The 25535-nt window shown below is 62.5% G+C and carries 30 protein-coding genes and 2 pseudogenes; 22 read left to right on the top strand and 10 right to left on the bottom strand.

Translation table 11 applies throughout. From position 1 onward, the window contains the following. The first annotated feature begins 34 nt into the window (after window positions 1–34). A complete protein-coding gene (locus tag ACSMXN_RS05755) occupies window positions 35–700 on the top strand; it encodes a hypothetical protein (protein ID WP_022914976.1) in 666 nt (221 codons plus the stop codon). Window positions 701–799: 99 nt separating this feature from the next. Here ACSMXN_RS05755 and ACSMXN_RS05750 read toward each other — a convergent pair whose 3' ends face one another. After that, window positions 800–1753: an HAD family hydrolase gene (locus ACSMXN_RS05750; protein WP_035944521.1), complete on the bottom strand. Its 954-nt coding sequence runs from the start codon at window positions 1751–1753 to the stop codon at window positions 800–802. A gap of 507 nt (window positions 1754–2260) precedes the next feature. Here ACSMXN_RS05750 and ACSMXN_RS05745 point away from each other — a divergent pair. The 9 genes from ACSMXN_RS05745 to ACSMXN_RS05705 all read left to right on the top strand — a co-directional run bounded on the left by ACSMXN_RS05745 (window position 2261) and on the right by ACSMXN_RS05705 (window position 7896). Continuing rightward, a complete protein-coding gene (locus ACSMXN_RS05745) occupies window positions 2261–2959 on the top strand; it encodes a YhjD/YihY/BrkB family envelope integrity protein (protein WP_455407709.1) in 699 nt (232 codons plus the stop codon). A 248-nt stretch (window positions 2960–3207) separates the two neighbouring features. Beyond that, window positions 3208–3666: a DUF6325 family protein gene (locus tag ACSMXN_RS05740; protein ID WP_022914979.1), complete on the top strand. Its 459-nt coding sequence runs from the start codon at window positions 3208–3210 to the stop codon at window positions 3664–3666. Between the two features lie 2 nt (window positions 3667–3668). After that, window positions 3669–3827, top strand: a complete 159-nt coding sequence (locus ACSMXN_RS05735; RefSeq protein ID WP_196811409.1) for a hypothetical protein — start codon at window positions 3669–3671, stop codon at window positions 3825–3827. Between the two features lie 49 nt (window positions 3828–3876). After that, complete coding sequence (locus ACSMXN_RS05730) at window positions 3877–4200, top strand: hypothetical protein (RefSeq protein ID WP_155958507.1); 324 nt, start codon at window positions 3877–3879, stop codon at window positions 4198–4200. 507 nt (window positions 4201–4707) lie between these two features. Beyond that, window positions 4708–5649 carry a protein NO VEIN domain-containing protein gene (locus ACSMXN_RS05725; protein ID WP_022914981.1) on the top strand — a complete coding sequence of 314 codons (942 nt, stop codon included), beginning with the start codon at window positions 4708–4710 and terminating at the stop codon, window positions 5647–5649. 568 nt (window positions 5650–6217) lie between these two features. Then, a complete protein-coding gene (locus tag ACSMXN_RS05720) occupies window positions 6218–6553 on the top strand; it encodes a metallophosphoesterase family protein (protein ID WP_081649303.1) in 336 nt (111 codons plus the stop codon). After that, entirely contained in the window at window positions 6528–6827 is a 300-nt protein-coding gene (locus ACSMXN_RS05715) for a hypothetical protein (RefSeq protein ID WP_022914984.1), read from the top strand. Before ACSMXN_RS05720 ends, ACSMXN_RS05715 begins: the two co-directional genes overlap by 26 nt. After that, window positions 6815–7186 (top strand): hypothetical protein, encoded by a 372-nt coding sequence (locus ACSMXN_RS05710; RefSeq protein ID WP_455407708.1) that lies wholly within the window; start codon window positions 6815–6817, stop codon window positions 7184–7186. Before ACSMXN_RS05715 ends, ACSMXN_RS05710 begins: the two co-directional genes overlap by 13 nt. Then, entirely contained in the window at window positions 7183–7896 is a 714-nt protein-coding gene (locus tag ACSMXN_RS05705; protein ID WP_455407707.1) for a DUF4386 domain-containing protein, read from the top strand. Before ACSMXN_RS05710 ends, ACSMXN_RS05705 begins: the two co-directional genes overlap by 4 nt. Window positions 7897–8376: 480 nt before the next feature. On the opposite strand, the gene ACSMXN_RS05700 is transcribed toward ACSMXN_RS05705, so the two are convergent. Further along, the gene (locus ACSMXN_RS05700; protein ID WP_022916032.1) at window positions 8377–8532 is read right to left on the bottom strand and encodes a hypothetical protein; all 156 of its coding nucleotides are present in this window, start codon (window positions 8530–8532) and stop codon (window positions 8377–8379) included. A gap of 174 nt (window positions 8533–8706) precedes the next feature. Between ACSMXN_RS05700 and ACSMXN_RS05695 the strand changes: the two genes are divergently transcribed. The 4 genes from ACSMXN_RS05695 (at window position 8707) to ACSMXN_RS05680 (ending at window position 11068) form a co-directional block, all read left to right on the top strand. Then, the gene (locus tag ACSMXN_RS05695; RefSeq protein WP_155958613.1) at window positions 8707–9015 is read left to right on the top strand and encodes a hypothetical protein; all 309 of its coding nucleotides are present in this window, start codon (window positions 8707–8709) and stop codon (window positions 9013–9015) included. Window positions 9016–9363: 348 nt separating this feature from the next. Next, window positions 9364–10068 carry a GAF and ANTAR domain-containing protein gene (locus tag ACSMXN_RS05690; protein WP_081649413.1) on the top strand — a complete coding sequence of 235 codons (705 nt, stop codon included), beginning with the start codon at window positions 9364–9366 and terminating at the stop codon, window positions 10066–10068. A gap of 114 nt (window positions 10069–10182) precedes the next feature. Then, the gene (locus ACSMXN_RS05685; RefSeq protein ID WP_022916035.1) at window positions 10183–10494 is read left to right on the top strand and encodes a hypothetical protein; all 312 of its coding nucleotides are present in this window, start codon (window positions 10183–10185) and stop codon (window positions 10492–10494) included. Window positions 10495–10876: 382 nt separating this feature from the next. Further along, entirely contained in the window at window positions 10877–11068 is a 192-nt protein-coding gene (locus ACSMXN_RS05680) for a hypothetical protein (protein WP_022916036.1), read from the top strand. A gap of 242 nt (window positions 11069–11310) precedes the next feature. Here the strand turns inward: ACSMXN_RS05680 and ACSMXN_RS05675 are convergent. Together ACSMXN_RS05675 and ACSMXN_RS05670 are read right to left on the bottom strand one after the other, a co-directional pair. Beyond that, window positions 11311–12464, bottom strand: a pseudogene (locus ACSMXN_RS05675) (IS30 family transposase). A gap of 220 nt (window positions 12465–12684) precedes the next feature. Beyond that, window positions 12685–12942, bottom strand: a complete 258-nt coding sequence (locus ACSMXN_RS05670) for a MerR family transcriptional regulator (RefSeq protein ID WP_196811486.1) — start codon at window positions 12940–12942, stop codon at window positions 12685–12687. Between the two features lie 285 nt (window positions 12943–13227). Here ACSMXN_RS05670 and ACSMXN_RS05665 point away from each other — a divergent pair, with 285 nt between their 5' ends. Next, window positions 13228–13428 carry a hypothetical protein gene (locus ACSMXN_RS05665; RefSeq protein ID WP_022916038.1) on the top strand — a complete coding sequence of 67 codons (201 nt, stop codon included), beginning with the start codon at window positions 13228–13230 and terminating at the stop codon, window positions 13426–13428. Between the two features lie 1114 nt (window positions 13429–14542). Beyond that, window positions 14543–14764: a hypothetical protein gene (locus ACSMXN_RS05660; RefSeq protein WP_022916040.1), complete on the top strand. Its 222-nt coding sequence runs from the start codon at window positions 14543–14545 to the stop codon at window positions 14762–14764. 391 nt (window positions 14765–15155) lie between these two features. On the opposite strand, the gene ACSMXN_RS05655 is transcribed toward ACSMXN_RS05660, so the two are convergent. After that, window positions 15156–15326, bottom strand: a complete 171-nt coding sequence (locus tag ACSMXN_RS05655) for a hypothetical protein (RefSeq protein ID WP_155958615.1) — start codon at window positions 15324–15326, stop codon at window positions 15156–15158. 281 nt (window positions 15327–15607) lie between these two features. On the opposite strand from ACSMXN_RS05655, the gene ACSMXN_RS05650 reads away from it, so the two are divergent. Beyond that, on the top strand, window positions 15608–15787 hold the full coding sequence (locus ACSMXN_RS05650; RefSeq protein WP_455407706.1) for a helix-turn-helix domain-containing protein: 180 nt from the start codon (window positions 15608–15610) through the stop codon (window positions 15785–15787). Window positions 15788–16060: 273 nt separating this feature from the next. Here ACSMXN_RS05650 and ACSMXN_RS05645 read toward each other — a convergent pair whose 3' ends face one another. The 3 genes from ACSMXN_RS05645 to ACSMXN_RS05635 form a co-directional block, all read right to left on the bottom strand. Further along, a complete protein-coding gene (locus tag ACSMXN_RS05645) occupies window positions 16061–16201 on the bottom strand; it encodes a hypothetical protein (RefSeq protein ID WP_022915956.1) in 141 nt (46 codons plus the stop codon). 230 nt (window positions 16202–16431) lie between these two features. Next, window positions 16432–16614, bottom strand: a complete 183-nt coding sequence (locus ACSMXN_RS05640; protein WP_022915954.1) for a hypothetical protein — start codon at window positions 16612–16614, stop codon at window positions 16432–16434. 477 nt (window positions 16615–17091) lie between these two features. Beyond that, on the bottom strand, window positions 17092–17400 hold the full coding sequence (locus ACSMXN_RS05635; protein ID WP_022915760.1) for a hypothetical protein: 309 nt from the start codon (window positions 17398–17400) through the stop codon (window positions 17092–17094). Between the two features lie 232 nt (window positions 17401–17632). Between ACSMXN_RS05635 and ACSMXN_RS05630 the strand changes: the two are divergent. From ACSMXN_RS05630 to ACSMXN_RS05620, 3 genes and pseudogenes are all read left to right on the top strand, one after another. Beyond that, window positions 17633–17946, top strand: a pseudogene (locus ACSMXN_RS05630) (DUF1345 domain-containing protein); the annotation flags it as partial. 769 nt (window positions 17947–18715) lie between these two features. Then, window positions 18716–20362, top strand: a complete 1647-nt coding sequence (locus tag ACSMXN_RS05625; RefSeq protein ID WP_155958581.1) for a hypothetical protein — start codon at window positions 18716–18718, stop codon at window positions 20360–20362. Window positions 20363–20366: 4 nt separating this feature from the next. Next, window positions 20367–21977: a hypothetical protein gene (locus tag ACSMXN_RS05620; protein WP_155958582.1), complete on the top strand. Its 1611-nt coding sequence runs from the start codon at window positions 20367–20369 to the stop codon at window positions 21975–21977. A 341-nt stretch (window positions 21978–22318) separates the two neighbouring features. On the opposite strand, the gene ACSMXN_RS05615 is transcribed toward ACSMXN_RS05620, so the two are convergent. Next, on the bottom strand, window positions 22319–23254 hold the full coding sequence (locus ACSMXN_RS05615) for a DUF1254 domain-containing protein (protein WP_022915765.1): 936 nt from the start codon (window positions 23252–23254) through the stop codon (window positions 22319–22321). 166 nt (window positions 23255–23420) lie between these two features. Between ACSMXN_RS05615 and ACSMXN_RS05610 the strand changes: the two genes are divergently transcribed. Beyond that, the gene (locus ACSMXN_RS05610) at window positions 23421–23684 is read left to right on the top strand and encodes a hypothetical protein (protein ID WP_022915766.1); all 264 of its coding nucleotides are present in this window, start codon (window positions 23421–23423) and stop codon (window positions 23682–23684) included. Between the two features lie 611 nt (window positions 23685–24295). Here ACSMXN_RS05610 and ACSMXN_RS05605 read toward each other — a convergent pair. Then, window positions 24296–24805, bottom strand: a complete 510-nt coding sequence (locus tag ACSMXN_RS05605; protein WP_027140043.1) for a cupin domain-containing protein — start codon at window positions 24803–24805, stop codon at window positions 24296–24298. Window positions 24806–24883: 78 nt separating this feature from the next. Here ACSMXN_RS05605 and ACSMXN_RS05600 point away from each other — a divergent pair, with 78 nt between their 5' ends. Next, the gene (locus tag ACSMXN_RS05600; RefSeq protein ID WP_022915768.1) at window positions 24884–25498 is read left to right on the top strand and encodes a TetR/AcrR family transcriptional regulator; all 615 of its coding nucleotides are present in this window, start codon (window positions 24884–24886) and stop codon (window positions 25496–25498) included. The last annotated feature ends 37 nt before the right edge of the window (window positions 25499–25535 follow it).

Genomic DNA, 25535 nt, shown 5'->3' with positions numbered 1-25535 from the left:
CTGCCAGAGACCTAGCAACCAGCAGGAGGGCATCGTGAACGCGCACACCCGCAAGACTTACGAAGCCATCACCGAAGGCCGCGCACCCCGAGCGTTGGAATGGACCGAGTTCGTCACCTTCTGGAACGACGTCGCTGACGACGTGGAAAGGGAGAGCGGCGACCGTCTTGTCGTCCACCTCAACGGACGCCGCGAGGTGTTCCGGCGCCAACATGACGGGCGCGTCTCGCTCGAGGACATCGAACGCGCGCGACACCTGCTTGCCGAGACCCCGCCTGCACGCGATACCGGCGAGATTGTCGTCGTGGCCATCGACGACGAACAAGCCCGCATCATCACCTACGAGCTGGGCGACGGCCCCACCACCGAGCGGCAATCGCGCACGATCCACGACACCGAGCCGACCGCGCGACGCCTGCGCACCGTCGAACGCCGTCGTGGGCGGGACGACGTTCACGACCTCACCGGCTTCTTCGATGACGTCGCCACCGAACTTGTGTCCTTTCCCGCTGAGCTGCCCCTAGTGGTGTTGGGTGCCGGCCACGGGAAGTCGGCCGCGGCAGAGGGGTTCGCCCAACGACTGCGCACCCACCACAGCGTGCTCAGAGATCGCCTGCGCGGAGTCGGCCGCATCGACCTCAGCGCCGCCACCGACACTGACCTCGAAGCCGCCGCGCTGGCGGTGTTGGAAGACGATTGACCCGCGCGGAGACGATGCGTCGTCCCGGTCCATAGCCATGCTGGATCGTAGCCCGGCCAGAACCCGACTCGCAGGCTCGCTATCGGGAGCTGCTCGTGTCTAAGTCGCGTTGCTCGCGGACGGTCGTGGCGGGAAGACCGTCGCCCAGTCGTTCTTCATGCTGAGGACGGTCCAGTCGTCGGTTTCGGCTTGCTTGAGTGCCTGTTCCGCGCCGCCAGTGTAGGCAAACTCGCGTTCCGCGTCATCGTGCAGGACCAGCAGGCGTAAGGACGCTTTGTCGGGGTGATACGTGAAGTCGAGCATCGGCAGGTCGCCGTTGGAGTTCCCAGCCGCAAGCAGCGGGCGCCGTCCCGTGCGGTTCCAGATGCGCACGGGCTTCTCCGGTCCGTCGTCGAGATAATCGGCCTCAGGCTGGTGGGTAATCGTGCCGCCTCTCACGTCCCCGCTGTAGGCGAAGGTGCTGCTGCTGCCGATGACCCGCTCACGCGGGATGCCGTACATGTCTTGGGTAATGGGCCGCATGAAGTCGCGGCCCCCACCGGAAACGATGTAGTTGGAGAACCCGTTCGCCTCCAGATAGGCGAGGAGTTCGACCATCGGTAGGTAGGCGCATTCCAGATAGCCCCGGTCAAGGGTCGGGTGCTGAGCGCCTCGTATGAAGGCGTCAGATTGCTTCTCGAAATCTTCGACGCTGATCCCGGCGTAGGCGGCGAGGATGCCACCGGCCAAGGTCTTGACGTTGGTGTCATTGCCGGCGTAATGCTCCGTCATCAATGCACCCAGCCACACGTAGTCGCGGTCGTAGGCGGCCTTCCAGGGCTGCCGCTCACGCAACTCCGGTTGCGCCTGGGCCATCTCCACAAAGCGGCGCAGGATGAAATCAAGCTGGATAGGCATCGGCTTCTCACACCAAAGCGTGCCGTCGTTGTCGAACACGGCCACCCGCTCCTCGACCGGCACAGCATCCGACCCGTCAGCTCCAGTAACACGTTCGACGAACTCGACAATTGCCCTCTTTGCCGACCCATCCCGCCAGCTCGACATCGATTCCATGCTTATCCAATCGCCCTTCGTCGCGCCCAGGAGCTGCCCGTACCCGACAAATATCCGATTCGACGTCGAAGCTGTCATCGTCCCCGGAGGATGACGAGAACCGATGCGACGCCGAGGGCGCCACATCGACGGACCGGGACTGTCACAGGCAGCCCGCGGATCATTCGTTCTGAGTCATGCCCCGCCGCCGCTTCACGATTAGCGTCAGATCACGTCAGGTCAGCCCTGACGGCTGATGGTGGCGGCACAAGCTCGGGGAGGCAAAGTTATGACCGAGACGCCGACCGGTGACGAAATCGGAGGCTCGACAGACCGCTCAGCGGCTGGCGACAGATTGAGCATCGCAGACTTCGACAGCAGTCGATTGCCACGCTTCGCGCAGGGCCCGGCTCGCCACGTTCAGCGGTTTCTCGTCCGCTATCAAGATCACACGGTCGTCGCGATTGCCCAACGATTCTCGGCAATTCTGGGTACTGACAGAGCCCTTTCGATGGTGCACATGCCTTTGTGGCCGTCGTACCCCTGGTCTTACTGCTTACCAGCAAGGTCAACGTGCAGGGCGATTCGCTCCTGGCGCACCGCTTCATAACGACGTACCACCTCACCGGTGACTCCGCGGCCGCGATGCGGGCGCTGTTCGACACCCCTGCAGCCACGAGCAAGCAAGGCTGGGTCGCGTTCATCCTGTCGATCCTCGCGGCCGTGGTGACGGCGTTGGCCCTTACGCAGGCTATGCAACGCACATTCGAGGCCGCCTGGGGCCTGAAATCGATCGGCCTGAAGGGACGTGTCTTCGGGCTGGGCGGCCTCGCGGCGATCCTGACAGAAATAGTCCTGCTGTCGCTAGTGGGGACGGTTGTCAAGGGCGTCGGCGGCGGCATACTCCACCTGCTACTTCGGCTGGTGGTCGCGTCCCTCTTCTGGTTGATCCTCTCGTGGATGTTGCTCGGGCGCCGGATAAGTTTGCGGCGGCTCGTACCTGGCGCGATCGTGTCCGGCGTGGGGGGTGTCCTCGTCCACTTCGGCTCGGGCATATACATGCCGCGGGTCATCGCCACGAACGCGGCTCGCTACGGAGCGATTGGCATTACCTTTGCGATCATGACGTGGCTCTACGTTCTGGGACTCGTCCTCGTCATCGGTGCCGTGACCGGCGCCCAACTCGGTGGCGCTCGGCTGGTCCGGCGCAGCGAATCCAACGACTGAGCGGGTTAAGGGCGGAGACATCCGAATTGTGTTAGAGGCACCCGGAATTGGTCCTTCATGCGGTAAGGATGACCTCGGGTCGGCGAAATTTTGCGAGGCTCGGTCGGCGGGCATCGTAGATCTCGGGCGCAGCGCAGGTACATCATCGAGCCGGGCGCATCACCTTCAAACGACCGCGCGCTGAATGTTTCTGGTGTGTCGTTGATGTGCCCATCGAGCAATCCTTGTGCACGGACGGGAGAGACTCCATGACCGCTGTATCGCTCGACGAACTAGGTCCAATTGACTACGTCATCGTCGAGTTCCCGGCAGGAGCCAGCAACTTCACCGGCGAGATGGCCGCTGAACTGTTGGCACTGGTCGATGCCGGAACCATCCGGGTGATCGACATCCTGATCTTGACCAAGAACGCTGACGGCAGCGTCGACGCCGTGGACCTTTCCGAACTCGATGACCTCGGCGAATTGGAGGTCCTGGCGGCCGATTTAGCCGAACTGCTCGCTGCAGAGGACGTCGATAACCTCGCCGCCGCGATGGAGCCGGGCAGCACCGCTGGCGTGCTGGTCTGGGAAAACCTCTGGGCCGCTCCGTTCGCCGCAGCCGCGCGCCGCTCGGGTGGCCAGCTCATCGCTGACGGACGGATACCCCTCCAAGCGATCATCGCCTCCATTGAGGCCGACGAAACAAGCGAAACCGAAGGAGACTGACAATGCGACCAGGACGGGTAGGACGGGTCGGCGTCATTCGAGCGCCAGTTGCCAAGACGGCCGTTGTTGCGTCAGCCGTGACACCGGGTAGGGGTGCCCCGATCGCCAAGACGGCGGTGGTTGCGGCCGCGGTCAGGCCCGGTAGGCGCCGACGGATCTGACTGCAACCTCGGCGGGCTCCAACGGTTCTACGTCGAAGTCGAATCCACGGTGCCAGCCGGAACCCACCAGGTACGAATGGAATTCGCCTACGACGGCGGCGGGTTGGCCAAGGGCGGAACGACGACGCTATACCTCGACGGCACGAAGATCGGCGAAGCCCGCATCGGGTCCACCGTGCCGATGATCTACTCCGGAGACGAAACCTGCGACATCGGCTACGACACCGGCACGCCCGTCAGCGAGGACTACCCCCTGAAGACCGCACCCTTTACCGGACGGGTGAAATGGGTTCAACTCGACGCCGGCGTCGATGAGGTGGACCACCTCATCACCCCCGAAGAACGCCTCCGCGTCGCCACCGCCATCCCGTAGCCTCCATTCGGCCAGCGTCTTTTCGGCCGCCAGTATCACGGGATTCGTGGCCGACCGTCCTTGCTGAATCACTCTGGTTGAGTCTGTCCGTATATTTTCGACGTGCGGGAGGGTTCGCGAGTTTCCTATCTCCGAGACAGGACGAGGGTGGAGCTGGGTGGACTCCACCCCAATCTGCCAGGCCCGTTCTGAGGCATATACAGGGCCCCGGAAACCGAGGCTCGTTAGCCTCCAGGCCCAAATTTGCTGGCTTCATGCGCTGGTAGACGATCGCAGAACCAACGCGTCGCAACTTTAGGTCGCGAAGCGACGGCTCATTACCCCGACTTGTTGGGGGCTGAACGACAATGCGTGCTGTGGCATCGTGTCTCGTGAAACAGTGACTGTCCAACAGGACTGGGCATACTGCGCCAGCGGACGACAATCGAACTGTCGAACCCATCGAATAGGCTCTGGCTCATAAGGTTGACCGATCGAGTCGACCCGATCGAAATAACTGGAGACCCAATGGCACAGGCAATAACGGACGAAAACTTCGGCGCGTGGCTCTTGAAGTGCAATCCGAAAGTGTGGGGTCTGCAGGCTTTCTTGGACGACGGAAACGACTGGATTGACAACTGGTCCGTACAGGACAACTACCGCTCCGAACGCATGGCACCCAATGATCCAGTGGTTCTCTGGGTAACCGGATCTAAAGGATCAACTCCAGAACCGGGCATCTGGGGCGTTGGCCGTGTAACAGATTATCTGGACATAGAGGCTTCGACACCTGGTATTGACGGTTCCGAAGACGGCGACACCGGCTATTGGCTTGACGAAGATGCGTATGCCCAAGCACGGTTTTTCATTCCGCTCGGCCTAGGTGTACTAGAGACTCCCATTCCCCGCGATCTTGTTCTCTCCACGCCAGGCTTAGCAGGCATGGAGGTTTTTCGGGCGCCGCAGAACGGAAACCCGAACTGGCTAACCGCGGACGAGTGGTCGATAATTTCAAATCTGCTTGGTGAGCAAGCGATCGAGCCGCTCCGTGACGGCGAGATCTCCGCATCAGAGCAGCGTCCGCAGGCGCAGGACACTGACCCGTTGATCCGATTGGCCGTTGAATTGGCTGCGGTCGAGGCCGTGATTTCCACTCTGGAAGGCGACGGCTGGAAGATTCTCGACCTCCAGGCGGAGAAGGTTGGTTGGGATTTGACCGCGACGCGCGCAGACGAAGTGCGACACGTTGAAATCAAGGGCAGAGGAACATCACGTCGGATTGTCAACGTGACTGCGAACGAACTGCGAGCTGCCGCTCAAGATCCCGACTGGGTCCTAGCTGTCGTGACATCGGCGCTGAAGAAGCCCGAACTCACGTGGCATCGTGCGTCGACAGTCGTTGCGTTAGCCCTACCAATCACGTACAGGGTTGAGCTAGCCGAGGGAGAAGAATTCCATCGACTCCCCTGACCTCGCTGTTGCGCACTAGGGTCTCAGGCCGAAACCCACAGCGCTCGAATGGGCGTCCTCAGTGACGCATGATTGACGTGTCAGGTTGAGCGCTCTCAACAGTGACCCCCACACTGCCAGCACCGCAAAGCCCGGTTCGCGACGAGTCGCTCCAGGTCGAAAATCCCGTAAAACAAGGGGCACGAGTAGTTGAGTGAACCTACGGAATCCGCAGCGAACGACCGCGAATGACGACGTTGGCAACCAAGCTGGCAACCAGAACGTTGATCTTGTTGGCGGTAAATCTGACCGTCTGCATCCGGGAAGGGTTCACCGTCAGAACGAGATCCGGATGAGGATTCTCAGCATGATAAGGGCGATTCTGGGAATGATGCGACCTTGATGTCCTTCCACGGACAGCGGCGAACGCCTACGGACCGGACCAGACCAGCTCGAGGGTGGTCCGAGCTCGCGTCCGCCCGAAAATGCCCACGGTACAAACAGATTCACCTTATAGAACAGGAGTATTGGCCACTGCAAAATGTGTATATAGGCTTGCGGACCGCCGCGGAGTCGCTGTTCTGGAGCGATCCCGGGTGGACCGGGTCCGCAAACCCAACATGAGTTCTCCCCCCATTGCGATACTGGAGAGACGAGCCCGCAGAGCCCCCTCGTCATCGCGATCGCCGGCGACTGGCACGGCAACTCCTGGTGGGCGCTTCGAATGCTCCCGATCATCAAGGAAGTCGAAGCTGACGTCATCGTCCAGCTCGGTGACTTCGGCTACTGGCGCGACGATCCATCAACGCGCAAGTACCTCCGTCGGCTCGAGCGTGCACTTGCCGCCCTCGAGCTGCCACTGTTCTGGATCGACGGCAATCATGAAAGACCATGCCCGCATGCAGTCCCTGCCGCGCGACAATGATGGCTCCCGGGCGATCACTGACCACATCACCCACCTTCCCAGCGGACACCGCTGGATCTGGCCGGACCTCGACGGCTCGTCCCGAACCTGGCTCGCACTCGGTGGCGTTGCGTGTGCCATGTGCTTCTTCGCGCTACTTGGCTTGGCGGGTATCTATGCGCGGCAGGCCGTGAAGTCCGGCTGGCTGGGACTCGCGGGATATGTCTTGTTGAGCCTCTGGCTGGTGCTCATCACGGCTTCAGCTTTGTCGAGGCTTTCATCTTGCCGCATCTGACGAAAGCCGCGCCGACGCTTGCCGACGGTTGGATGAAGATGTTCAACGGCGGCACCAGCCAGATCGACCTCGGTGTCCTCCCGACGTTGTGGACGCTGTCTGGACCCCTATACATCGGCGGCGGTGTCCTGTTTGGCATCGCCACGTTCCGAGCCCGTATCTTGCCGCGAGGCGCAGCGGTGCTGCTCGTCCTCGGCACGGCGCTAGCTCCTGTCGGTGCGTTGCTCTCCCTTGCGGCGCAGCCGAAAACTGCCATCCCAACAGGACTGGCCATTGCGTGGTTGGGTTACGCGCTGATGACCGAGCGGCACGAGCCGGCCGTAGCGCGTATTGAGCAACCGGTCGCGGCAGCCCTATGAGCAGTGAGGGCGAGTGGCCACATCGACGGATAGCGCTCGCGGCGGGGATCGCTTACGTGCTGACCTTCGTCTCGATACCGACCCTTGCTCTATACACATCCGTGAAGGGCGCGAACTACATTCTCGGCTCCGGCTCCGACACGGCCGCGATCGTCGGGGCACTCCTAGAGATCGTTGTAGCGCTCGCAGGAATCGCCACCGCCGTCATCCTGTTTCCGATGCTCAAGAAACAGAACGAGACCTTCGCGCTCGGTCTCGTCGCCGCCCGCATCCTCGAATCCGGCACCATCTTCGTCGGCGTCGCCTTCATCCTGTCGATCGTGACTCTCCGGCAGGACGGCGCCGGAGCTGGTGCGCTGATTACCAGCCACACGCTCGTCACGCTTTACGATCGCATTTTCCTACTCGGACAAAGCTTCATGCCAGCAATCTGCGATCTGCTCCTGGGATACATGCTGTATCGGTCGCGGCTGGTGCCGCGACGTTTGTCGATCATCGGTTTGGTCGGGGCGCCCCTTCTCGTTGTTGGCTACCTCGCCATCCTGTTCGGCGGGATCGAACAGCACGGCGCTCTTGCTGGTCTGTCCGCCCTTCTTGTCGCCGTTTTCGAGTTCTCCCTCGGCATCTGGCTCATCGTCAAAGGATTCAACCCGGCGGCCGTCGCCGACCTTGAACGCAACGCCAGTCACAACGAGACGGTCAACGCCTGAGCAGCGACACAAAGGCGATGAGATCCGACCACGCGGCCGACCCGTGATCAGCGCGAACCTCCCGCTCCTGCCGCTGACGTGATCGTTTCCGACGCCCTTATCTGTCGATGACAGTGCGGCAAGCGACCACCGGGGTGAGTAGCGGCGATGCTCGACGAAGGCCTCGCAGCGGCGTTAACGTATCCCCGGAACACCCTCGTTGGCCCGGGCATCATGGATGGATGCTCGAGCCGAACCATGTTTCAGGGCGCTGAGGCGTACTTCATTCTGTTAGGACGAGGTCAGCGGATGTATTCCGGGAGTTAACTCGGTGTATGCCTAACCATGCTGTTCGCCAAACGTGGGTCTGCCGCCACTGCCGCGAGCTTTGTAAGCACCACATAGACCGTAGGACGTGTGAACCGTGCGCGGCCGGGTGCAAGCTGGACGGCCAGATACCGCTGGGCCAGATCCCCCGGGTGTCGCAATGAACCGCGGCAGTCAGCCGGCCGCAATTGTGGACAGCTCAGGGCAAAAACAGCCGATCGAGTCTCTGACCGACTTGCCGGCGATGCCGCTGAGCGTCGATCCGAACGGGATATCGCCCTCGAACGGGAACGGCAGATCGACCTTCGCGCAGCTGAGGCCCTCGCCCATGGCCGCCTACAGGCGTGGAATCAAGATCACCCAGATGAGTGACGCCCTAGGTGGGTAACGACTGTTTCCGTTCGAGAGGTCTCCGAGCCTAGCCACGTGCTGGCCCTCTCGACTTCGGTACAAACCGGTCACAGAGCGATCATTTTCCCCGGCGCCGCGAATACGATGCGCAGCATGACGGATGATCCGATTTGGTATCTCACGCCGGTTCGCGATCACGTCTACGCCCTCGTGAACAACACCGGCAGTGCGGCCTTCGCCATCGAGGTGACGGCGCACGGTACGACCCTGATCGGACCCAACCGGCATGCAGTACACAGACGGGACCGCGTCGACGCAGGCGAGCAAATTGAGTTCCCGATTCGAACCGAGATATGGGGAGCGAACCCGATCGATCAGGGCGTCAACGTGGGCTGGAACGACGACGAGACCAACCCTCAGTTCCGCAAACATGCTGTCTGTCTGATAGCACGTACTGTCTGATAGCACGTGTTTAGCGGGCCGAACCACGTTATGACGGAAGGCCGGAGGGTCAGTTGACCGCGACTCACAGTGTGTTCATTGCACAATTGCGCAAAACGGAGCAGTGTGGAACACGCGGCGCTTCGGGCCTTAGACAGCCAGGGAGTCCGCTAAACAGCCAGCGTCTCGGAGTGTCCCCCAAAGCAAGGCGCCAATCCCTCGGGTTCACCGCGCAACGGGCGACATCTAGCTCTTTTCAACGAACGAGGTACAGTCGCCGTACTCGATATCGCAGCCTCAAACAGGTGGGCCTCGATTCGCCCAGAGCGCGAAGCAGAGGTCTGTCATGGTCAAGATAGTTGGTGTGTGATGCCGTATCGCGGTATGGCCGACGACTTCGCTGAGATCGCCCGGACCATCGCCCGGCAACCCAACCTCCCCGCGACCTTGAACGCAATCGTCGCCCACGCCGCCCACACGATCCCGGGCGCAGAAGAAGCGGCCATCACCATCAAGCCAGGCCGAGGCAGATACCAAACCGTGGCGTCAACCGGAGAACTACCCAACACGGTCGACGCCATCCAGTACGAGACAGACGAAGGCCCGTGCGTCGACAGCCTCCGCGAGCACCAGGTCTTTCACACCGACGATCTAGCACTCGATGCCCGCTGGCCGGTCTTCAGTCGTCTCGCCGCGCGACAGACCCCGGTGATGAGCATGCTGTGTCACCCGTTGTACCTCGAAGACGATGACACCCTGGGCGCATTAAACCTGTACTCCACCAAACCGGCCGCGTTCACCGCACCCAGCGTCCAGGTCCTCAACACCTTCGCCACCCACAGCGCGATCGCCTTGGCCAAAGCGAACGCCGAGCAACAAAGCGAACACCTCCAGGTCGCGCTCGCCACCAGCCGCACCATCGGCACCGCGATCGGCATCCTGATGGCGACCTACAAAATGACCGAACAACAGTCGTTCGACATCCTGCGGATGGCCAGCCAAAACAACCACCGCAAACTCCGTGATGTTGCCATGGACGTGGTCGAAACCGGGACCCTCGACCTTCGGCCCTGAAGCGTTTAGGCATTCAGCCGTCCAACGGCGTCTATCGCCTGTGGATCGCCTGTGCCGTCAACACCCATCCCGAGCTGTGGCTACGGCTGACCGGCCAGTGAGAGGGACGACAAGATGGCGACGGTGAACGGAACGCTTTCTAAGCCTCTGGAGGCCGCGAGCATCGCGATTCGAAAGGCCGCCGCCGCCCAGGGTTGGTCCCTCGCTGAGGGCGACAGCGCGCCGCCAGCCGCATTGGTCTTCAAAAAGGGACTGACCGTGTTCAGCTGGGGCAGCCGCCTCCGTGTGCGGCTGTCACCCAGATCTGTCGCCGAGACCGAGGTAACGATTAGGACCGCGGAGAGGTACGCGTTCACCAGTTGGGGACGTGGTAAGAGGGCCGCCCAGAAGCTCCTCGCACAAGCAGGCGCGCACACAACTCCGTAGGCGCCAGCGATTGGGCGCCCCTCGCGCGAACGCACCAGGTTGCATAGGTTCACGGAGGCGGTCGCGGCCCGGCGTGCGTCCCGGCTCGCTAACATTCGCGTATGCCTAGTCGCGCTGTGCGACGCACTGAGGTGTGCCGCCATTGTCGAGAGTTGTGCAAGCACCGCAACGGCAGTAGGACGTGTGAACCCTGCGCCGATGGGGCAAGCTGCGCCATGAGCCGCTAGCGCGTTCCAGCAAGGTGCTGTGGGGACGATCCAAGCACGAGCGGTTGAATTCAACCGGTTAAGAGATCTGCTTGGGAAGGGTTCCGGACATCGGCCGGCGTTCCGCGACCGGGTCGCCAGTCGATAATACCTATACCCAACAACGGGAGTACGTCATGTCTGCGACAACCACCAGCGCCGCGGAAATCGCGATCGCGGCGATGACGGGCGTCATAACCAGTGCGCTCGCGGACAGGAATCCGAACATCGTCGTCACCCGCGACCGGCAGCCCCTCGACACCGTCCTTGTCGATCTTGGCGATCCCGGACAGGTCTTCCTGATCACCGTCACCGCGGAACTCAGATAGGCGTTCATTTCCACCGAGTGTGATCTTGAGAGTCGTCGGTGTGCGGTGGCCGGAACCAGACAGCTCCGCATTCGACACAGATGACCGTACGGTGGCCGTTCCTGTCAGGGGTGCAACTACATGGCACCCAGCCGAGCCGGTGGGTGCCTCGGGTCAGCCGGTGACCGTTCACGCAGATGTTCGGCAGCCACTCCGTCACGCGCGAAGCGTTGACATCCGCTCATGTCTGCGGGTTCAGGCGGTCAACGCAACACTTCGGCTAGTGCTTGGGATGGTGTCTTGAAGTCGAGTGTTTGTCGAGGCCTGTCGTTGAGTTCGGCTGCGATGGTGTCGAAGTCGGCTTGGGTGAGCCGGCGGAAGTCCAGGCGTCGGGGCAGGTATTGGCGCAGCAGGCCGTTGGTGTTCTCGTTGCTGCCGCGCTGCCACGGGATTTTGGATCGCAGAAGTAGACGGTCATTCCGGTCTGCCCGCTGATGCGTTGGTGCTGGGCCATCTCGTGGCCCAGATCCCACGTCAGTGACTTGGCCAGATGGCTCGGAAGTGTCTGCACCGCCGTCGCGAGCGCATCGGCGACGGCATCGGCTTTGTGGTTGCCCTCGGGCAGCGCGACCAGCATCAGGTAGCGGGTCGAGCGCTCAACCAGCGTCGCGACTGGACTCATCCCCTTACCGAACACGAGATCCCCCTCCCAATGACCCGGGACCGCCCGGTCCTGAGCCTCGGCCGGCCGTTCGGAGATATGCAATGTGTTCGGGCGGCCACCGCGGCCGTCGGGCAGCCGCACCCCCTTTGGGCGGCGCAGCACTCGACCGGTCCGCAAATACTGGGTCAGCTCCTGCTTCAGAGCACCACGCGACTGCACGAACAAGGTGCGGTAGATGCTCTCATGCGACACCTGCATCTCCGGGTCGTTGGGGTAGGTGCGTTTGAGCCACCCGCTGATCTGCTGCGGCGACCACCGTCGGCGAAGCTTCACCTCCACGATGTCACGCAGCTCCCCACGCTCAGCCAGCCTGCACCGCTTCGGACGGGTGGCTGATTGCCAGGCCGGCACGTCAGCACGTGCGGCCCGATAGGACTTCCGCCCGCCGTGCGCCGCCACCTCCCGACTGATCGTCGAGGGAGCGCGGCCCAACCCGGCCGCAATCACCCGCAGCGACAGCCCGGCGGCCAACCCTCGAGAGATTTCCTCCCGCTCGAGCAGGCTGAGTCGTCCGATAGCACGCCGACGGGCGACCGGCGCGATGCCACCACACCGGATCAGATAGCTGCGGATTGTCCCGGTCGACAGACCCAACTCACGAGCAGTCGGCTTCGCCGCCTGCCCAGCCTTCAGCCGCACCCATATCGCCTCGACCTCCGCCGGCGTCAAAGCCGAATACGCCACACGACCCACCGCAACCTCCTCCAGTCAACGGAAGTGTTGCGCTGACACATTGAGACCGCCGGGACGCCCGGATGTTGCGCTTCATCGCGATACCTGGGGGATGTGCCCCAGCGGTAGCCGGCCATCCAGCTTGCACCCGACCGTGCACGGTTCACACGTTCTACCGTCTATGTGGTGTTTACACAGCTCGCGGCAGTGGCGGCAGAGCCAGGTTCGGCGGATTGCGCGGTTAGGCATCCTTGGACGCTTCCCTGAGCCGCTCGCGGGTTCGTCGATAGTCGCTGTCGCGACTGTGCGCGTCATTCGCTGCGCGCAGGACGTCGATGAGCCTGTAGACGTGGACGCGGCGACCGTTCCGGATGTCGATGCCCGCTGATGTAAGGTATCCGCGGTGAACCCAGTTGCTCACTCCAGAAAGGCTCACACCGCAGCGCTTTGCGGCTTCGGTGTTTGTCAGCATTGAGCCGAGATGTTCGGGAAGGTTCATCTGTCGCCGCCCTGGTTCGCGTGCGTCGCCACGTGACACACAGGTGATACTAAGCGGCCAGGTAGGCGCATCGGCTCGCCCTAACAGGATGACCTTGTGCATTGCGCCCTTCAACGTGGTTCGGCCCGTCTATCGTTGAACGGTTGCGCTCCAGATCAGCGTGTGCCGCGGTAACCAACCAGGTAAGGGTGGATCGTCCCTGTTGCCGACCATTCGTACCTACGGTAACTGTAAGATTACGCTGCGTTTATGAGACGCAGGTCTCATCGGGCGTACGTTCGTCTCGTGACATTAGGACACTACGAAATTTCAGTCGCAGGCCAGATCGACACAGCCATCATCGGAGCGCCCTGGATTGATAGCGTTGAGGGAACCCAAGCTGTCACGCACTTCGTCACCTCGAGCATCGAATCTGGACTCCTCTACGAACTACTCGACCACCTGGCAGCGAATAGCGTGGACGTCATCCGCCTTCACCGCCTTTGACTTCATCTGAAGCCACCCAACCGCTTCCTGCGGATGAGTGCGGGTCAGTGGCATGAAGGGACCCATCTTGGCGGTCGCGTGTCGTGATGGATGCTCGCGATGGTCGCTTCGAAAGTGGCCTCCCGTGAGCAGATCCGCAGACTTGGATCAGCGAAATGATCTCACCCGCCCTGCGGGTATCCCTCACCAGCGAAAGCGCCCACACTATGGGCGAACCAACCGGGGAACGGAATGAGGATCAACAGAATCGAAACCGTCATTGGATGCGCAGCGTGCGCGGATGCTCACCAACACCTCTGCCGTGGAGCACGCGTGTGAATATTGCGGCGCGACCATCGGCGAGAAAACGCAACGGGCTCTTGAGTCAGAGATCCGTCGCCTCGTCTGGTGAGTTCCTGGACGAGCCCTGGCGCGCCGCGACTCACAAGATCACATGTACAAGATCACATGTGTTGGAAATGACGATGGCCAGGCGGCCTTGGCGACCGCGGCGGGCTTCCAGTTTCCGTCTAGCGCCTCGTGCTTGGGCTAGTAGCGGCGGACGCAGGGATATTGAGAAACGTGATCGCAGGCACGCGCATCGGCGCATACCTGACTTCCCTGACGTTGATGATTGACGGCGGGTCAAATCCATCAACACCACGGATACAGGTAGACCTACCCTTCAATTGCGATCGCGGCTAGCTCGTCTGCTTCGTCCACTTGGGCACGGGCTCTGCTAAGACTAGGTCTGCAACAATACTGACCCCTCCCGCCATGACGTCTGCTTGTTCCTGCCCCTAGTCAAGTGTGGCGTGCTTACTTGCGCGAGCGCGAGTAGCCCCGACCATCCTCGGGGCGCCCTGGATAGATAGCACCGAGGGCACCGAGGTGGTCACACACTTCCTCACCGCGAATATCGAGGAACCCGTCCTCTACGAACTACTCGACCACATGTCGGCCCGACACGTCACACTCATTCGCCTATATCGGCTCGATCCCCGTCACCCTTCGCGTAGCTGATACACGCCGCCTGACCTGCCCGCCCGAGCCCCCGAGGGAGACCAGGCGGGCATCCAACCTCAACCTCGCCGCATCCTGTTCTCGGCGCCGCGAAATTGGTACAACAGGAACTATGCCGCTCATCGAGACACCAAACGCCGACGCCGCGTACCCGATCGTGACGGCCGCGCTCAGGGCGGACGGCAGCTTCGACGATGAGACCAAGAACGTTCTACTGCGAGCGCTCGAACTCCAGGCCCTGGGCCGACTTGACCAGGACCTCTTCAGGAACACAAACCCACGCACACGCAATGAGGTAAGCCGCGTGTTGGACGAGATGGGAACGCAGGGTTAGTTGACAGGCTCAAGGCGTTCGCCCGACAGCGGTGTGCCGTTTCTGCCGCGAGTGACCATCCGTTTCTGCCGCTGTCGTGTTCGTTTCTGACGGCACGGCGTCGCGTCTCGGGATTCGTCGAGCTAGCCCTTCGTTCATGGACCAAACAGCCGATCCAGTCTCAGACCGATTAACCCGTGATGCCGCTGAACGCCGAGCCGAACGTGACGCCGCCTTCGCGCGGGACCACCTGACGGATCAAGACCAACTAGATCAGTGATTGCCCCGGGGGCGCTACGGGATCGGCGGCTGGGGCATCCCGAGCAATATCTATCCGGCCTCAACGCTGGGCGCGACGAACCGATAGGTCCACTCACGTTTCGGTGTGGGATACATCGACCGTTGGTGCCTTTCAGTATTCGGGCGCGCTCGGCACGCCGATGGCATGGGTGTCCGGTAACACGTTTACCTTGACGACGGTGACGGTCGGAATCACACCGCAGGCCGCCTTGCCCTGAACTACGCCGCCCACCGTCTCACGGAGAGTTGGTGGGCGGAGTTCTGTCTTTCGAAACCCCGACACCTAGCCACCTTTGGCCTTCATCTAGCCATTCCGCTTCAAAGTCCGCAGGGTCTCTTTCCGGCAGAGGCCTGACGACGAAGTAGCGTCCCATACCCTTTACGCCGCCCGGATCGATGAACCCATCGCTCGGCACTGAATCGAAGGTTCGGATTTCGTTTTTCCAGGGGCCTCTCACAAATCGGATTCGGGTCACCCGTTCAGTGTGCCGAAAACGGGTAGCGTTGAGTCCGGGCGACGATTCAGGGGCTACTTGCTGAAGCATCGACGAACGGCGACGAACGATGGCGGTCACATACAGCAAGGGCCTTGACGGCAAGTCTCGGCCAACCCGGCGATTCGACACCTCGGAGCGAGATGACCGCATCCGAGAGTGTCGAGCGGCAGGAATGAGCTACCGAGCAATAGCCACTGAGGTGCGCTGTTCGGTAGGCACCGTTTATCGCGTAATGAACAAGACCTGACGAAACCACCCCGCACCGGGCATCGGTGCCGGGTGGTTTCGTTCCTCGGTGCTACCTGCCTCTACCGGCGCCGTTCTTTGCGGTCCATCCATCACGTACGTCTGACCAGACTTCGGCGTCGGTGGGAGTGGCCCGCCCTGCACAACGGTACGTTTGCTTGCTCGTTGCGCCCCCGTACAGCAAACCTGAGGGAACGCCGAAGTACGCTTTGCGGCCCGATTTGCGCGGGGTCGCTTTCCTCATGGACCAATAGTCGATCCAATCGCAGACCGATTAACCCGCGATGCTGCCGAGCGCCGAGCTGAACGTGATGCCGCCCTCGCGCGGGACCGAATTAGCGATATCCCTGTGAGCGAGGCGCTCGCTCAAGCTGCCGACCGACGCCGGATCAAGTCCACCTAGATCAGTACTCACCAGGCGATGCGACGGATCTCTGACTCAAGCGCGCGTTGCGCTTTCTCCCCGATGGTCACGCCGCAATATTCGCAGGCACGTTCTACGGCTGAGGTGTTCGTCAGCATCCGCGCACAGGCCGCGCACCCGATGACGGTTTCAATTCTATTGATCCTCATTCGTTCCCCCGATTGGTTCGCCCACAGTGTCGGCGCTTTCGCCGGTGAGGGATACCCGCAGGGCGGATGAGATCATTTCGCTGATCCAAGTCCGCGGATCTGGTCGCGAGTGAGGCCGGTAGCGCGGGCCACGTCGTCCAGGCTCACCCCACGTGCGAGCGCTTCGAGGATGGCCAATGCTAGCTCGGTGCGGGTCTGCTCAAGTCGGTTGAGCGCGCGTTCGTGCGCGGCGACAGCGCTGCCCAGTCTTCGCATCGAAGCTCCGGCGTAAATGACCTCGCGCGCAGGGTGGTATTGATCCGACGTCGCGGGGGGCGTGATCAGGGCGTCCCGTGACGTCAGGTTCGATCTTGGCGCCACGGAAACGCTGACCTGCAGCGCGGCTCCCTGCTTTCTAAGGCCCGCAACGATCCGGATGCAGTCTCGCACGGTTGCACCGCATTGAACCGAGCCGAGGCCGAATCAGTTCACGGACTGTCCACGCTTAACGGTGAGGGATTCTTGGAGGCCGTTCTATGAGGGGTCCCGGTGCATTACCGTGTCGATAGTTCATCGAGGTGTCGCGGCTCGCGCTGGACTGAAACTTGAGGTTTGCGCTCCCCGAGGACGGAACCCCGAGGTATCACGACGTCGGGGAGCACGCAAAGCCTGCGGTTGTCGCCGGAGACAGAACAGGCCCGCCATTCGAATCACCGAATGGCGGGCCTCTTCTATGGTCGGTGCGGTTCAGCGCTAGGCCTTGCCCTCCGCGATGTCACACAGCCGCAGTAACGCCAGGCCCAAGATCCGCGCCTGATCGACCTTCATCGCGCACTCACCGCTGCCGAGCACGATGTCATCGGTCACCGTGACGACCTCACCCGTGTCGCCGTCGTACACGTGCCGAGATAGATAGGGCGCGAGGTCGTCAGACTCGATCGTGGTCACCTCGACATCTGTGCGATAACTCCAGAAGCCGTTGACGTACTCCCCTGGCCCGTAGTGGTCAGGCTGTGTTCTGTGGCCCAGCTCGGTCGGGGTGTGCTCGAAACGCTCCGGCACATCGGCGAGGTTCGGGTGGCGCTGAATTCGACGGTCATGGTCATGATGATTTCCTGTCTGGCAGTGCCCACCGGATCGCACGTGCATCGCACGCCTCAGGAGTGACCCTCTGAGAACAGAACGGCGGCCCCGTATTCCGGGGCCTCCGATGGTGGGCGTTACTGGGATTGAACCAGTTTGGCAGTCAAGCTCGCGAGTCCCGGAAACATTGATGTAGGACCGTCTGTGGACGCTATTCGTTGTCGCCCTCTCCTGGCTGGTGGTGCACACTACCTACACTCTGCGCTACGCCAACTTGTATTGCACAGGCAAGGACGGCGGCGTGAGCTTCAATCAGCCGACCCCGCCGCGGTACAGCGATTTCGCCTATCTCGCGTTTACGATCGGCATGACCTTCCAGGTCTCAGACACCGACCTGGAGACACCGGCGATCCGAGCCACGCCTTGCGGCACGCGATCTTGTCCTGCCTGTTCGGGGCAGTCATCCTCGCCACCACCATCAACCTGGTCGCCGGTCTGGCCAACAGCAGCGGCAGGGGCGGCTGAGTGCCGATGATCCTGCGCTGGCTCCGTGGTCAGCTGCAGCGCCGGGCCGGGTCGGCGTGAATCGCCCCCGGCGTGGTGACTGGCTCTCGATTGAGGCTTTTTCGTTGGTGCGCCTTTTTTCGAAGCTTCGATATCGAGAAAGGGAAGAGTTTTTACCTGGATAGCACTCCGGGAGCATGCCTACCGCCACGAAGAACGGGACACTTCAAGATCATTTAGAGGGTAGGAGACGCTCACCAGATGTGGGACGGCTCAGGTGGCTCGGGTGGCTCATCGGTACGACGCGGGCACCAATCGTTAGCTCAATTCGGAAACTTCGAGCGACCAACTTCTCGCTGCGGCAGTTAATGAAGACGTTCCGTTGTGGTGCGACCGCACTCCGGCGTGGACCTGAGCGCGATGATCATCGTAGGGAGCCAGATGCGATCCGCGAGCTCCGACAGCGGGGCTAAGGTTGACTATGGCTCCTCGCCAGCGTGTGCCGACTGTGCCGCGCAACCGCCCAGCAGGGTCCTCAACTCGTCGCGGGCGGCGAGGCTCTGGCGGCGATGCCCCGCTCGTGGGCGCGGAGACAGTGCCAAGTTGGGATGGGTTCGTCGCCGTGCGCATGGCGAGTGTAGTCAGCGACCAATGCCAGGCAGGCAACATCTGCGGTGTCGCCAGGACCGCCGGTGCAGGCCCAGCGGCGAGGACACTCCGGTTTCCGGTGGGCATGTCCGAGGACCACGGCAGCGAGGGGAAGCGTCAGGGCCAAGGCCAGCCTGCCGGAATGGAGCAGCAGCCACAGGCTGACATCGTCAACACATCTTCGGCGACTACCGGTGGAGCCGTGCGACTCGGCTGGGCGTATCGGGCGCCGATCAAGGGTGAGTTGCAGCGACACGGCCCGCTGATTGCGGCACTCATTGGCATAGCCGTCGTGGCGTTTCTACACCTGCCGGTGGCCGATTTGCAGGCCGCGAACGCTCGCGCCACCGCGTACGGACTCGGTGCGAGAACATACTGGTTCTCTTGGTTCGGCGGTGATTCACCCGGCAAGTACTCGATGTTTGCTCAGGCGATCACGTCCTGGCTGGGAGTGATGACCAGTGGGTGCGTGGCTGTGCTGGTGATCGCGGTCGCTGCCCGAGCACTTTTGAAAGGCGTTAGGAAGTCAACTTCTACGCATTACTTGATCGTTAGTGCTGCCCTGGCTAATCTCGTGTCAGGCCGGATCGCGTTCTGTCTCGCTGCAGCTGTCGCGTTGGCGGCCATTGCTTCGCTGCGTGAAGGTCATCCACTGATCGGTGGCCTGATGAACGCGTTCGCCGCGCTCGTTTCACCGCTTGCGACCGGCTTCGCCCTGCTGGCGCTGGTCGGCTTCTTCCTCACGGGCTCGTCTCGAAAAGCGATCGGCGCGTTCGCCGGAGTGAGCCTGCTTGGTCCTGCCGCGAGCGTCGCCCTATTCGGTGCGCCAGGGCCGATGTCCTTCGATGCTTTCACATTACTGCGACTGGCTATCGTCTACAGCGCGCTCCTGTTGGTTGCCCGCTTACCAGCTGCTCGCGTCGCAGTGGTGCTCGCTGCGATCGTCAGTGGCGCGCTCTTCGTTATCGATAGTGGCGTCGGCGCGAACATCGACCGTTACGTGTTCTATGTCCTGGTGCCGCTGGTGTGGGCGCTGACCCCGGCGCGCCGGGTTACCTTGTGTCTGGCCATGGTGCCGGCAGTGACTTTCAGCGGCGCGCAACTCGTTCGAGAGGTACGTGCAGCTGAGAGACCGTCTGCGCGAGCCTCCTACTTTGCCTCGCTGGTCGGCGAGCTCCGATCACTTCCAGAGGTGCGAAACCATCGAGTCGAGGTACTGGATACTCCGACACATCGCGCGTCGGCCGAACTCGCGACAAGTGTGGCGTTGGCTCGCGGCTGGGAATCGCAGACCGATCGAGCTGATAACCCGCTCTTCTTCCTTCCGAATCAGCTAACGGCGGTCAGCTACCGGAATTGGCTGGACCAACGGGGTGTCGGCTGGGTCGCGGTGCCTGATGACCTGAATTCCGCGAACACCAACGAGGCCGCGCTCATCGCCGGTTCACTTCCGTATCTTAAAGTGTTGGACCGACAGGTGCACTGGACGATCTATGCGGTGGTCAGACCTCAGGAGATCGTTGAACCCCCTGCGCAGCTGGTACGAGCGAGCCCTGCGGCACTGGAGCTGGTAATGCCGGCAAGAACCTACGTGTTGATCAGGGTTCGGCCCTCGCCATACCTTCAGCTTCAGTCTGGCGGTGCGAAAGTCTCTGGCGGCTCCGGGGCCGATGGAGTCGTTGTCGCTGCTGGTACGACGGCGATCCGGGTCTGGGCGCCCGTCGCAGGTACCTACCGGCTGTCCGGTCGATTCAGTATGGCGGCAATGACAAAACGTGTGGAGGGCTGACGTCTTGGCCGAAGCAAGGTCGCACCGGCCCGCGCCTGGGTTCCGGGTGCTGCTGCGAAACCCATCGGCGGTCGCACTCGTCACCGCTGGCCTGCTTTCCGCGTTTTATCTTTGGCTTCAGCCACGTGCCCCGGACTTGGCCGCGCAACTGGCTCGTGCCGATGCGGTCCGCTACGGCGGCGTCAGTTCTTGGTGGACGGGGTGGTTCGGCGGCCTATCGCTGCCTAGTTACAGCTTCTTTGTGCCGTGGCTGATGGCGGCGCTAGGCGCCCAGACGGCTGGCATCGTCGCAGTGTTTATCGGCTCAGTTGGGGTTGCTCAGTTGTCGCACGCTGCGCTGCGTCCCCGCGCGACAGCAATCGCCTTTGCCGCGGCCGCTGCCGCCGATCTCGCGGACGGCCGGGTGACCTTCACTGTTGGCCTGTCGATGGGAGTCTGCGCCCTCCTCGCCTTGCGGCCAGGGCACCGAATACTCGGGGCCGGTCTCACCGTTCTCACGTACGCTGCAAGCCCGCTTGCCGGACTGTTCCTCGGGATTGTGCTGCTCGCCTGCCTTTATTGCGATCGCGCCCGGCTAGGACAGCTGGCGCCCAGCGTGTTGCTCCTGCTTGTGACCGCCGGTGCGACAGCGATTCTCTTCCCCGGAACCGGCACCATGCCATACTCGCTGCTGACCGACTGGCCAGCCGTAATGAGTTGCGTTGGCCTGATCGCGGTGTGCCGCTGCCGCGAGATCCGCGCCACCGCGGCGCTGCTGCTAGTAGCGATGCTGATCTTGCTGGTTTATCCGGGAGCCGTCGGCGACAACATCACTCGACTGGCCTGGGCATGCGCCGTGCCGGCCACGGTAGCATCGGTTCCGATGCGGGCTCGCACCGTCGGCCTGATCGCTGTATTGCTCTCGATCTGGCCTCTCACTGATCTTGGCGGGCAGTTGCGGGCGGCGAGCGGTCCCTCCGCGCAAGCTGCGTTCTATCAATCGGTCGCGGCCGAAGTCAGGGTGCAGCAACGACTGGCTGGGTCGGTGGCCGTCGGAGGACGAACTGAGGTAATCGACTCCACGGATCACTACGCCTCGGTTTACTTGGCCCCGTTGGGACTCGCCCGCGGGTGGGACCGTCAGGCCGACCGCGCCAACAACCCAATCTTCTACCTGCCCGGTCAACTGACGACCGGCAGCTATCGAGCTTGGCTTTCGCAACTGGCAGTTCGTTGGATCGCGCTACCTGATCGCCCGCTCGATTACGCATCGCAGGCAGAGGCCCGATTGGTCCGGGCGGGACTGCCATATCTTCATTTGATCTGGTCCAGCCACAGGTGGCGCCTCTATGAAGTGATCGACCCGACGCCATTGGTCAGCGGCGCGATGGTGAAATCGGTTAGCAGCGGCACGATCGCCATAGCCGTCGTCGCCGGTGTGACTGCCACCGTCCGAACGCGATGGTCTCCGTATCTGTTGACAGTCGATCCAATCACACATCAGCCCGTGTCGTCCTGCCTTACCAACGTATATGGATGGGTGCAGCTCATCCCTGAACGCAGCGGCATCATCGAAGTAACGAGTCACTTTCTCCCCGCCCGGCGCTGGACACCGATCGACTCGGACTGCGGTTGAGAGCACTGAGCCTCGATTAAAGCTGCTCGAGTACCACTCCGTTGTCCAGCGTGGGCTACCAATCTACGATCCGTCCTCAGCCGACCATCCGCCCAGAGCAGGCCGGCGGTTCCAGCCGCGGCCCGGCAGACTACACCGCGTTCGTGGTCTGGATCGACAACGAGCAGGTGCGAAGCAGTCGTCCGCAGCTAGTCGCCGACTTCTCAGACCCGCCGCACTATTCGATGTCGGTCCAGGCTTCTTCCGATGTCGGTCCGCCCTACTTCGCATCGCTACAACGCATCCGCACATGCTGCCGACAGGGCTCGTTCGACATTGGGAGATGCCGACGGGCAGCTGACTCAGACCTTGATGGGTGGAAAGGTCCAGTCGCCGTTGAGGACCTCTGGCCGGGGCCGGTAGAGGCGGACGAGATAGTTCCAGCCGTCCATGATGGGCAGCAGGTTCGGTGTGCCAGGTTCGCCGCCGAAGTTCACGGTGACTGAGCCGTCGGGCTCGCGTTCGGCGCTCAGGTTGTTGACGCTGACCGGTTGACCGTTGTCGGCGAGGTAGCCCCCGGCGTTGTAGAGCGAGATCGACCAGAAGCCGTCGACTGGGACGTCGCGCACGGTCAGCTCGTAGTGGCCAACCGGAAGGTCGGGCGCGACGTTGATGTAGTAGGCCTCCTGTTCGGGCAGGCCGCCCCACCCGGCTGCGCTCGCGATCAGGTGTCGTACCTGGTTAACGTCCTCCTTCCGCCCAAAGGCGTGGTCGAAACCGCCGAGTCCCTTGGCGAGGTCGAGTAAGGCGGTGCGGGTCGCGGACAGACTGGCCTGGTCGTAGGCGGGCGGCCGGAATTCGTTGGCCGATTTCGCCGTAAGCCCAATCTGATTCTGCAACGCGTTGACGGTGGCCACGTCGCCGTCGCGGGCCGGGTCGACCAAGATCCGAACGCCGACCAGGACATAGGGGGTGTCGAACTTGGCGACCGACAGCTCGTGATCCCCGGCCTTGTGGAAGACCTCGTTGATGTAGTGGTCCTCGTTCACGATCATCGCCGAGACGTAACGGTCACCGCCATCGGGCAGCGTCAGCGTCGCGCCTTCACTGAGGTCGACCACGGTGGCGCTGTAGAGGGTGTCCCGGTTCATCCGGATCACCGGCTGATGATCCAGCGGCGTCGGCACCCGGTTATGCATCCACTGATTCACCCCACCGCCGTCCTGCAGGATCGCCTCAAACATCCGGTCGGTCTCCGCGCGGACAAAGTTGTCAACGTTCACCGGTACATCGCTCATACGCCCACATTGGCTCGACGCCGCCTCCGAGGCCTCACCCGCCGCGAGTGAACATCCGCTTCTGCCGCCGCAGAGCATCCTCATCTGCCGCGATCTGCTTGAGAAGGCGTATACAGCGTAAGGGCGACGATAAGCGTAGATTGAGACCTGGATCACAGGAGGAGTCATGGCCGCGGACTTCGTCAAAATACGCCAGCTGGCAGAACTTATTCAGGCGGCGGCGCCGCTGGCCGCCGAGATCAACTCGGGCTACTACACGCCCGAACAGCGCTCGGAGCTGCGCCGACTCGTCGGCAAGGCAACGTTTCTCCATTTGACCGACGACCTCGGGCAGCTCTACGTCGGCCACGAGCGTACACGGGCAGCCGACGACGTCATCGACATGATCGAGTGGCGCCGCGAAAATCCGACGCAACACTACGATAGATGACTATCCGCGACAAAATGATCGTAAGGGATGATCGTGCAGGGTCACCCGGGGGGCCGCGGTCCACGAAAGTGCGCCACAGCGCGTGTCGCGATGCCGAGCGAGGATCCAACCTGATCGGAGAATCAGCGCGAGCACGCCTTGAGCGAATATCCGCGCCCCAAGGACTCGGATGAAGGCAACTATCTAAGGGACACGCATATGAAGCCTTCGGCGTCGCTCCTGGTCTCTGTGGGTCTGTCTCGCTAATGGGTGTTTGAGGCGGTCCCATCGCGAAGTCAAGCTCAGCGGGTGCGCAACGCCCTCGGAGGATCGCTGACGAGGTCGCGAGCTGCTGGGTGGCTCTTGGCGTGCGCCGTGTGGGCTGGTCCGCGAACTCTGCGCATCGGGCGGGCGAACGCAAGAACTTCCGTGTGAGGTCGCTGAATCGAACTGCTCGGCGTCAAGTTGGACCCACCAAGCGCTGGCAGGTGCGTGGGTGCGGGGCCGAGACCGGGCCCCCGCGCGTCGCTCCACGGATCAGTGCGAGCGAGCCCGACCGGGCACCGCCGCATTCGAACCAGCCACTGAGTCGATCTGTGGCGCTCTGGTTGTCTGAGGCAGTGGGGAGCCGTTCAGCGTGGCGGGGTCAGGTTGTAGCGCGAGATCAGTGAGGGCAGCCAGTCGGGTTCCCCGAACTGCAGGCCGTAGCGGTCAGCGAGGGCGGGTATCTGCGCAGACTCAGGCTGCGCGGCGGCCAACAGCTCAGCCAGCTCGCGGAAGAAGTTCTCGAACCCGGCCGGGCTGATGATCTCGATCATCCTGGCCGGCACAAGTCCCGCATTCCACATCGTATGCAGCTCGCCCCGCGGCTTGGTTACGTAGCCACCAGGGCCGAGTACGACCTCGCGGTCACCGGAACGGAACCCGATCTCGCCCTGCGTGACGATGGAGTACTCATCCTCGCGGGTGTGCAGATGCGGTGGCACCAGCGCACCGACCGGGAAGGGGTGCTCGACCACTGAAAGCGCGCCGCCGGTGTCTTGTCCCCAGAGCTTGAACTCCACACCGATTGAGCCAAGATCACCGCTATGGCCCTCCCCGGGTTGCACGACCGTCAGAGGTGGGGGGCTGGTCATAGTCATTCGGTTTGCCTGCTCTCGAATATGAGTGAACATGCATGTACGCTGAAAGATCCACCCCCGACAGCAGGATGTCAACAGTTGAGTGAACACACTCGTTCTTCCAATGTTCGGGACTACCGGATGAGCAAGCGCGCCGACGACATCGCCGAGACCCGGCGGCGAATCGTCAAGGCGGCTGTCCGACTGCACGGCAGCATCGGACCCGCGGCGACCACGATCTCCGCGCTTGCCGAAGAAGCGGGCGTCACTCGGCTCACCGTCTACCGACACTTCCCCGATGATGAATCGCTGTTCGCGGCCTGCAGCGCACACTGGGGCGCCGACCAAGTCATGCCTGACCCGGCGGCATGGGGCCGCATCGCCGACCCGCTAGAGCGGCTGCGCACCGCGCTGGCCGACCTCTACCGCTTCTACCGAAGCGCCGAACCGATGCTGACCAACGTCAACCGCGACCGGGCGGCATTACCCACCGCCATCCGGAAACGCAACGAAGCTACCGACGTCCGCTACCGCGACCTGCTCCTGCAGCCATTCACCGTTCGCGGCCGAGCCCGCGCGCGGCTCCGCGCCGTCCTCGGCCACGCCGTCGCGTTCAGCACCTGGCGCTCGCTGTGCGTGGACCAGCGCCTCTCCGACCGCGACGCTGCCCAAGCGATGACCGCCATGGCGCGAGCCACCGCCGATCCCGAGTAGGCCACCGCCAGGTTGCAGTTGGCCAGACCCCGAAGAC

The organism is Parajatrophihabitans canadensis, assembly GCF_053764775.1.
The sequence above is the reverse complement of the archived record's forward strand: the minus strand, read 5'-3'. Positions and strand labels throughout refer to the sequence as shown.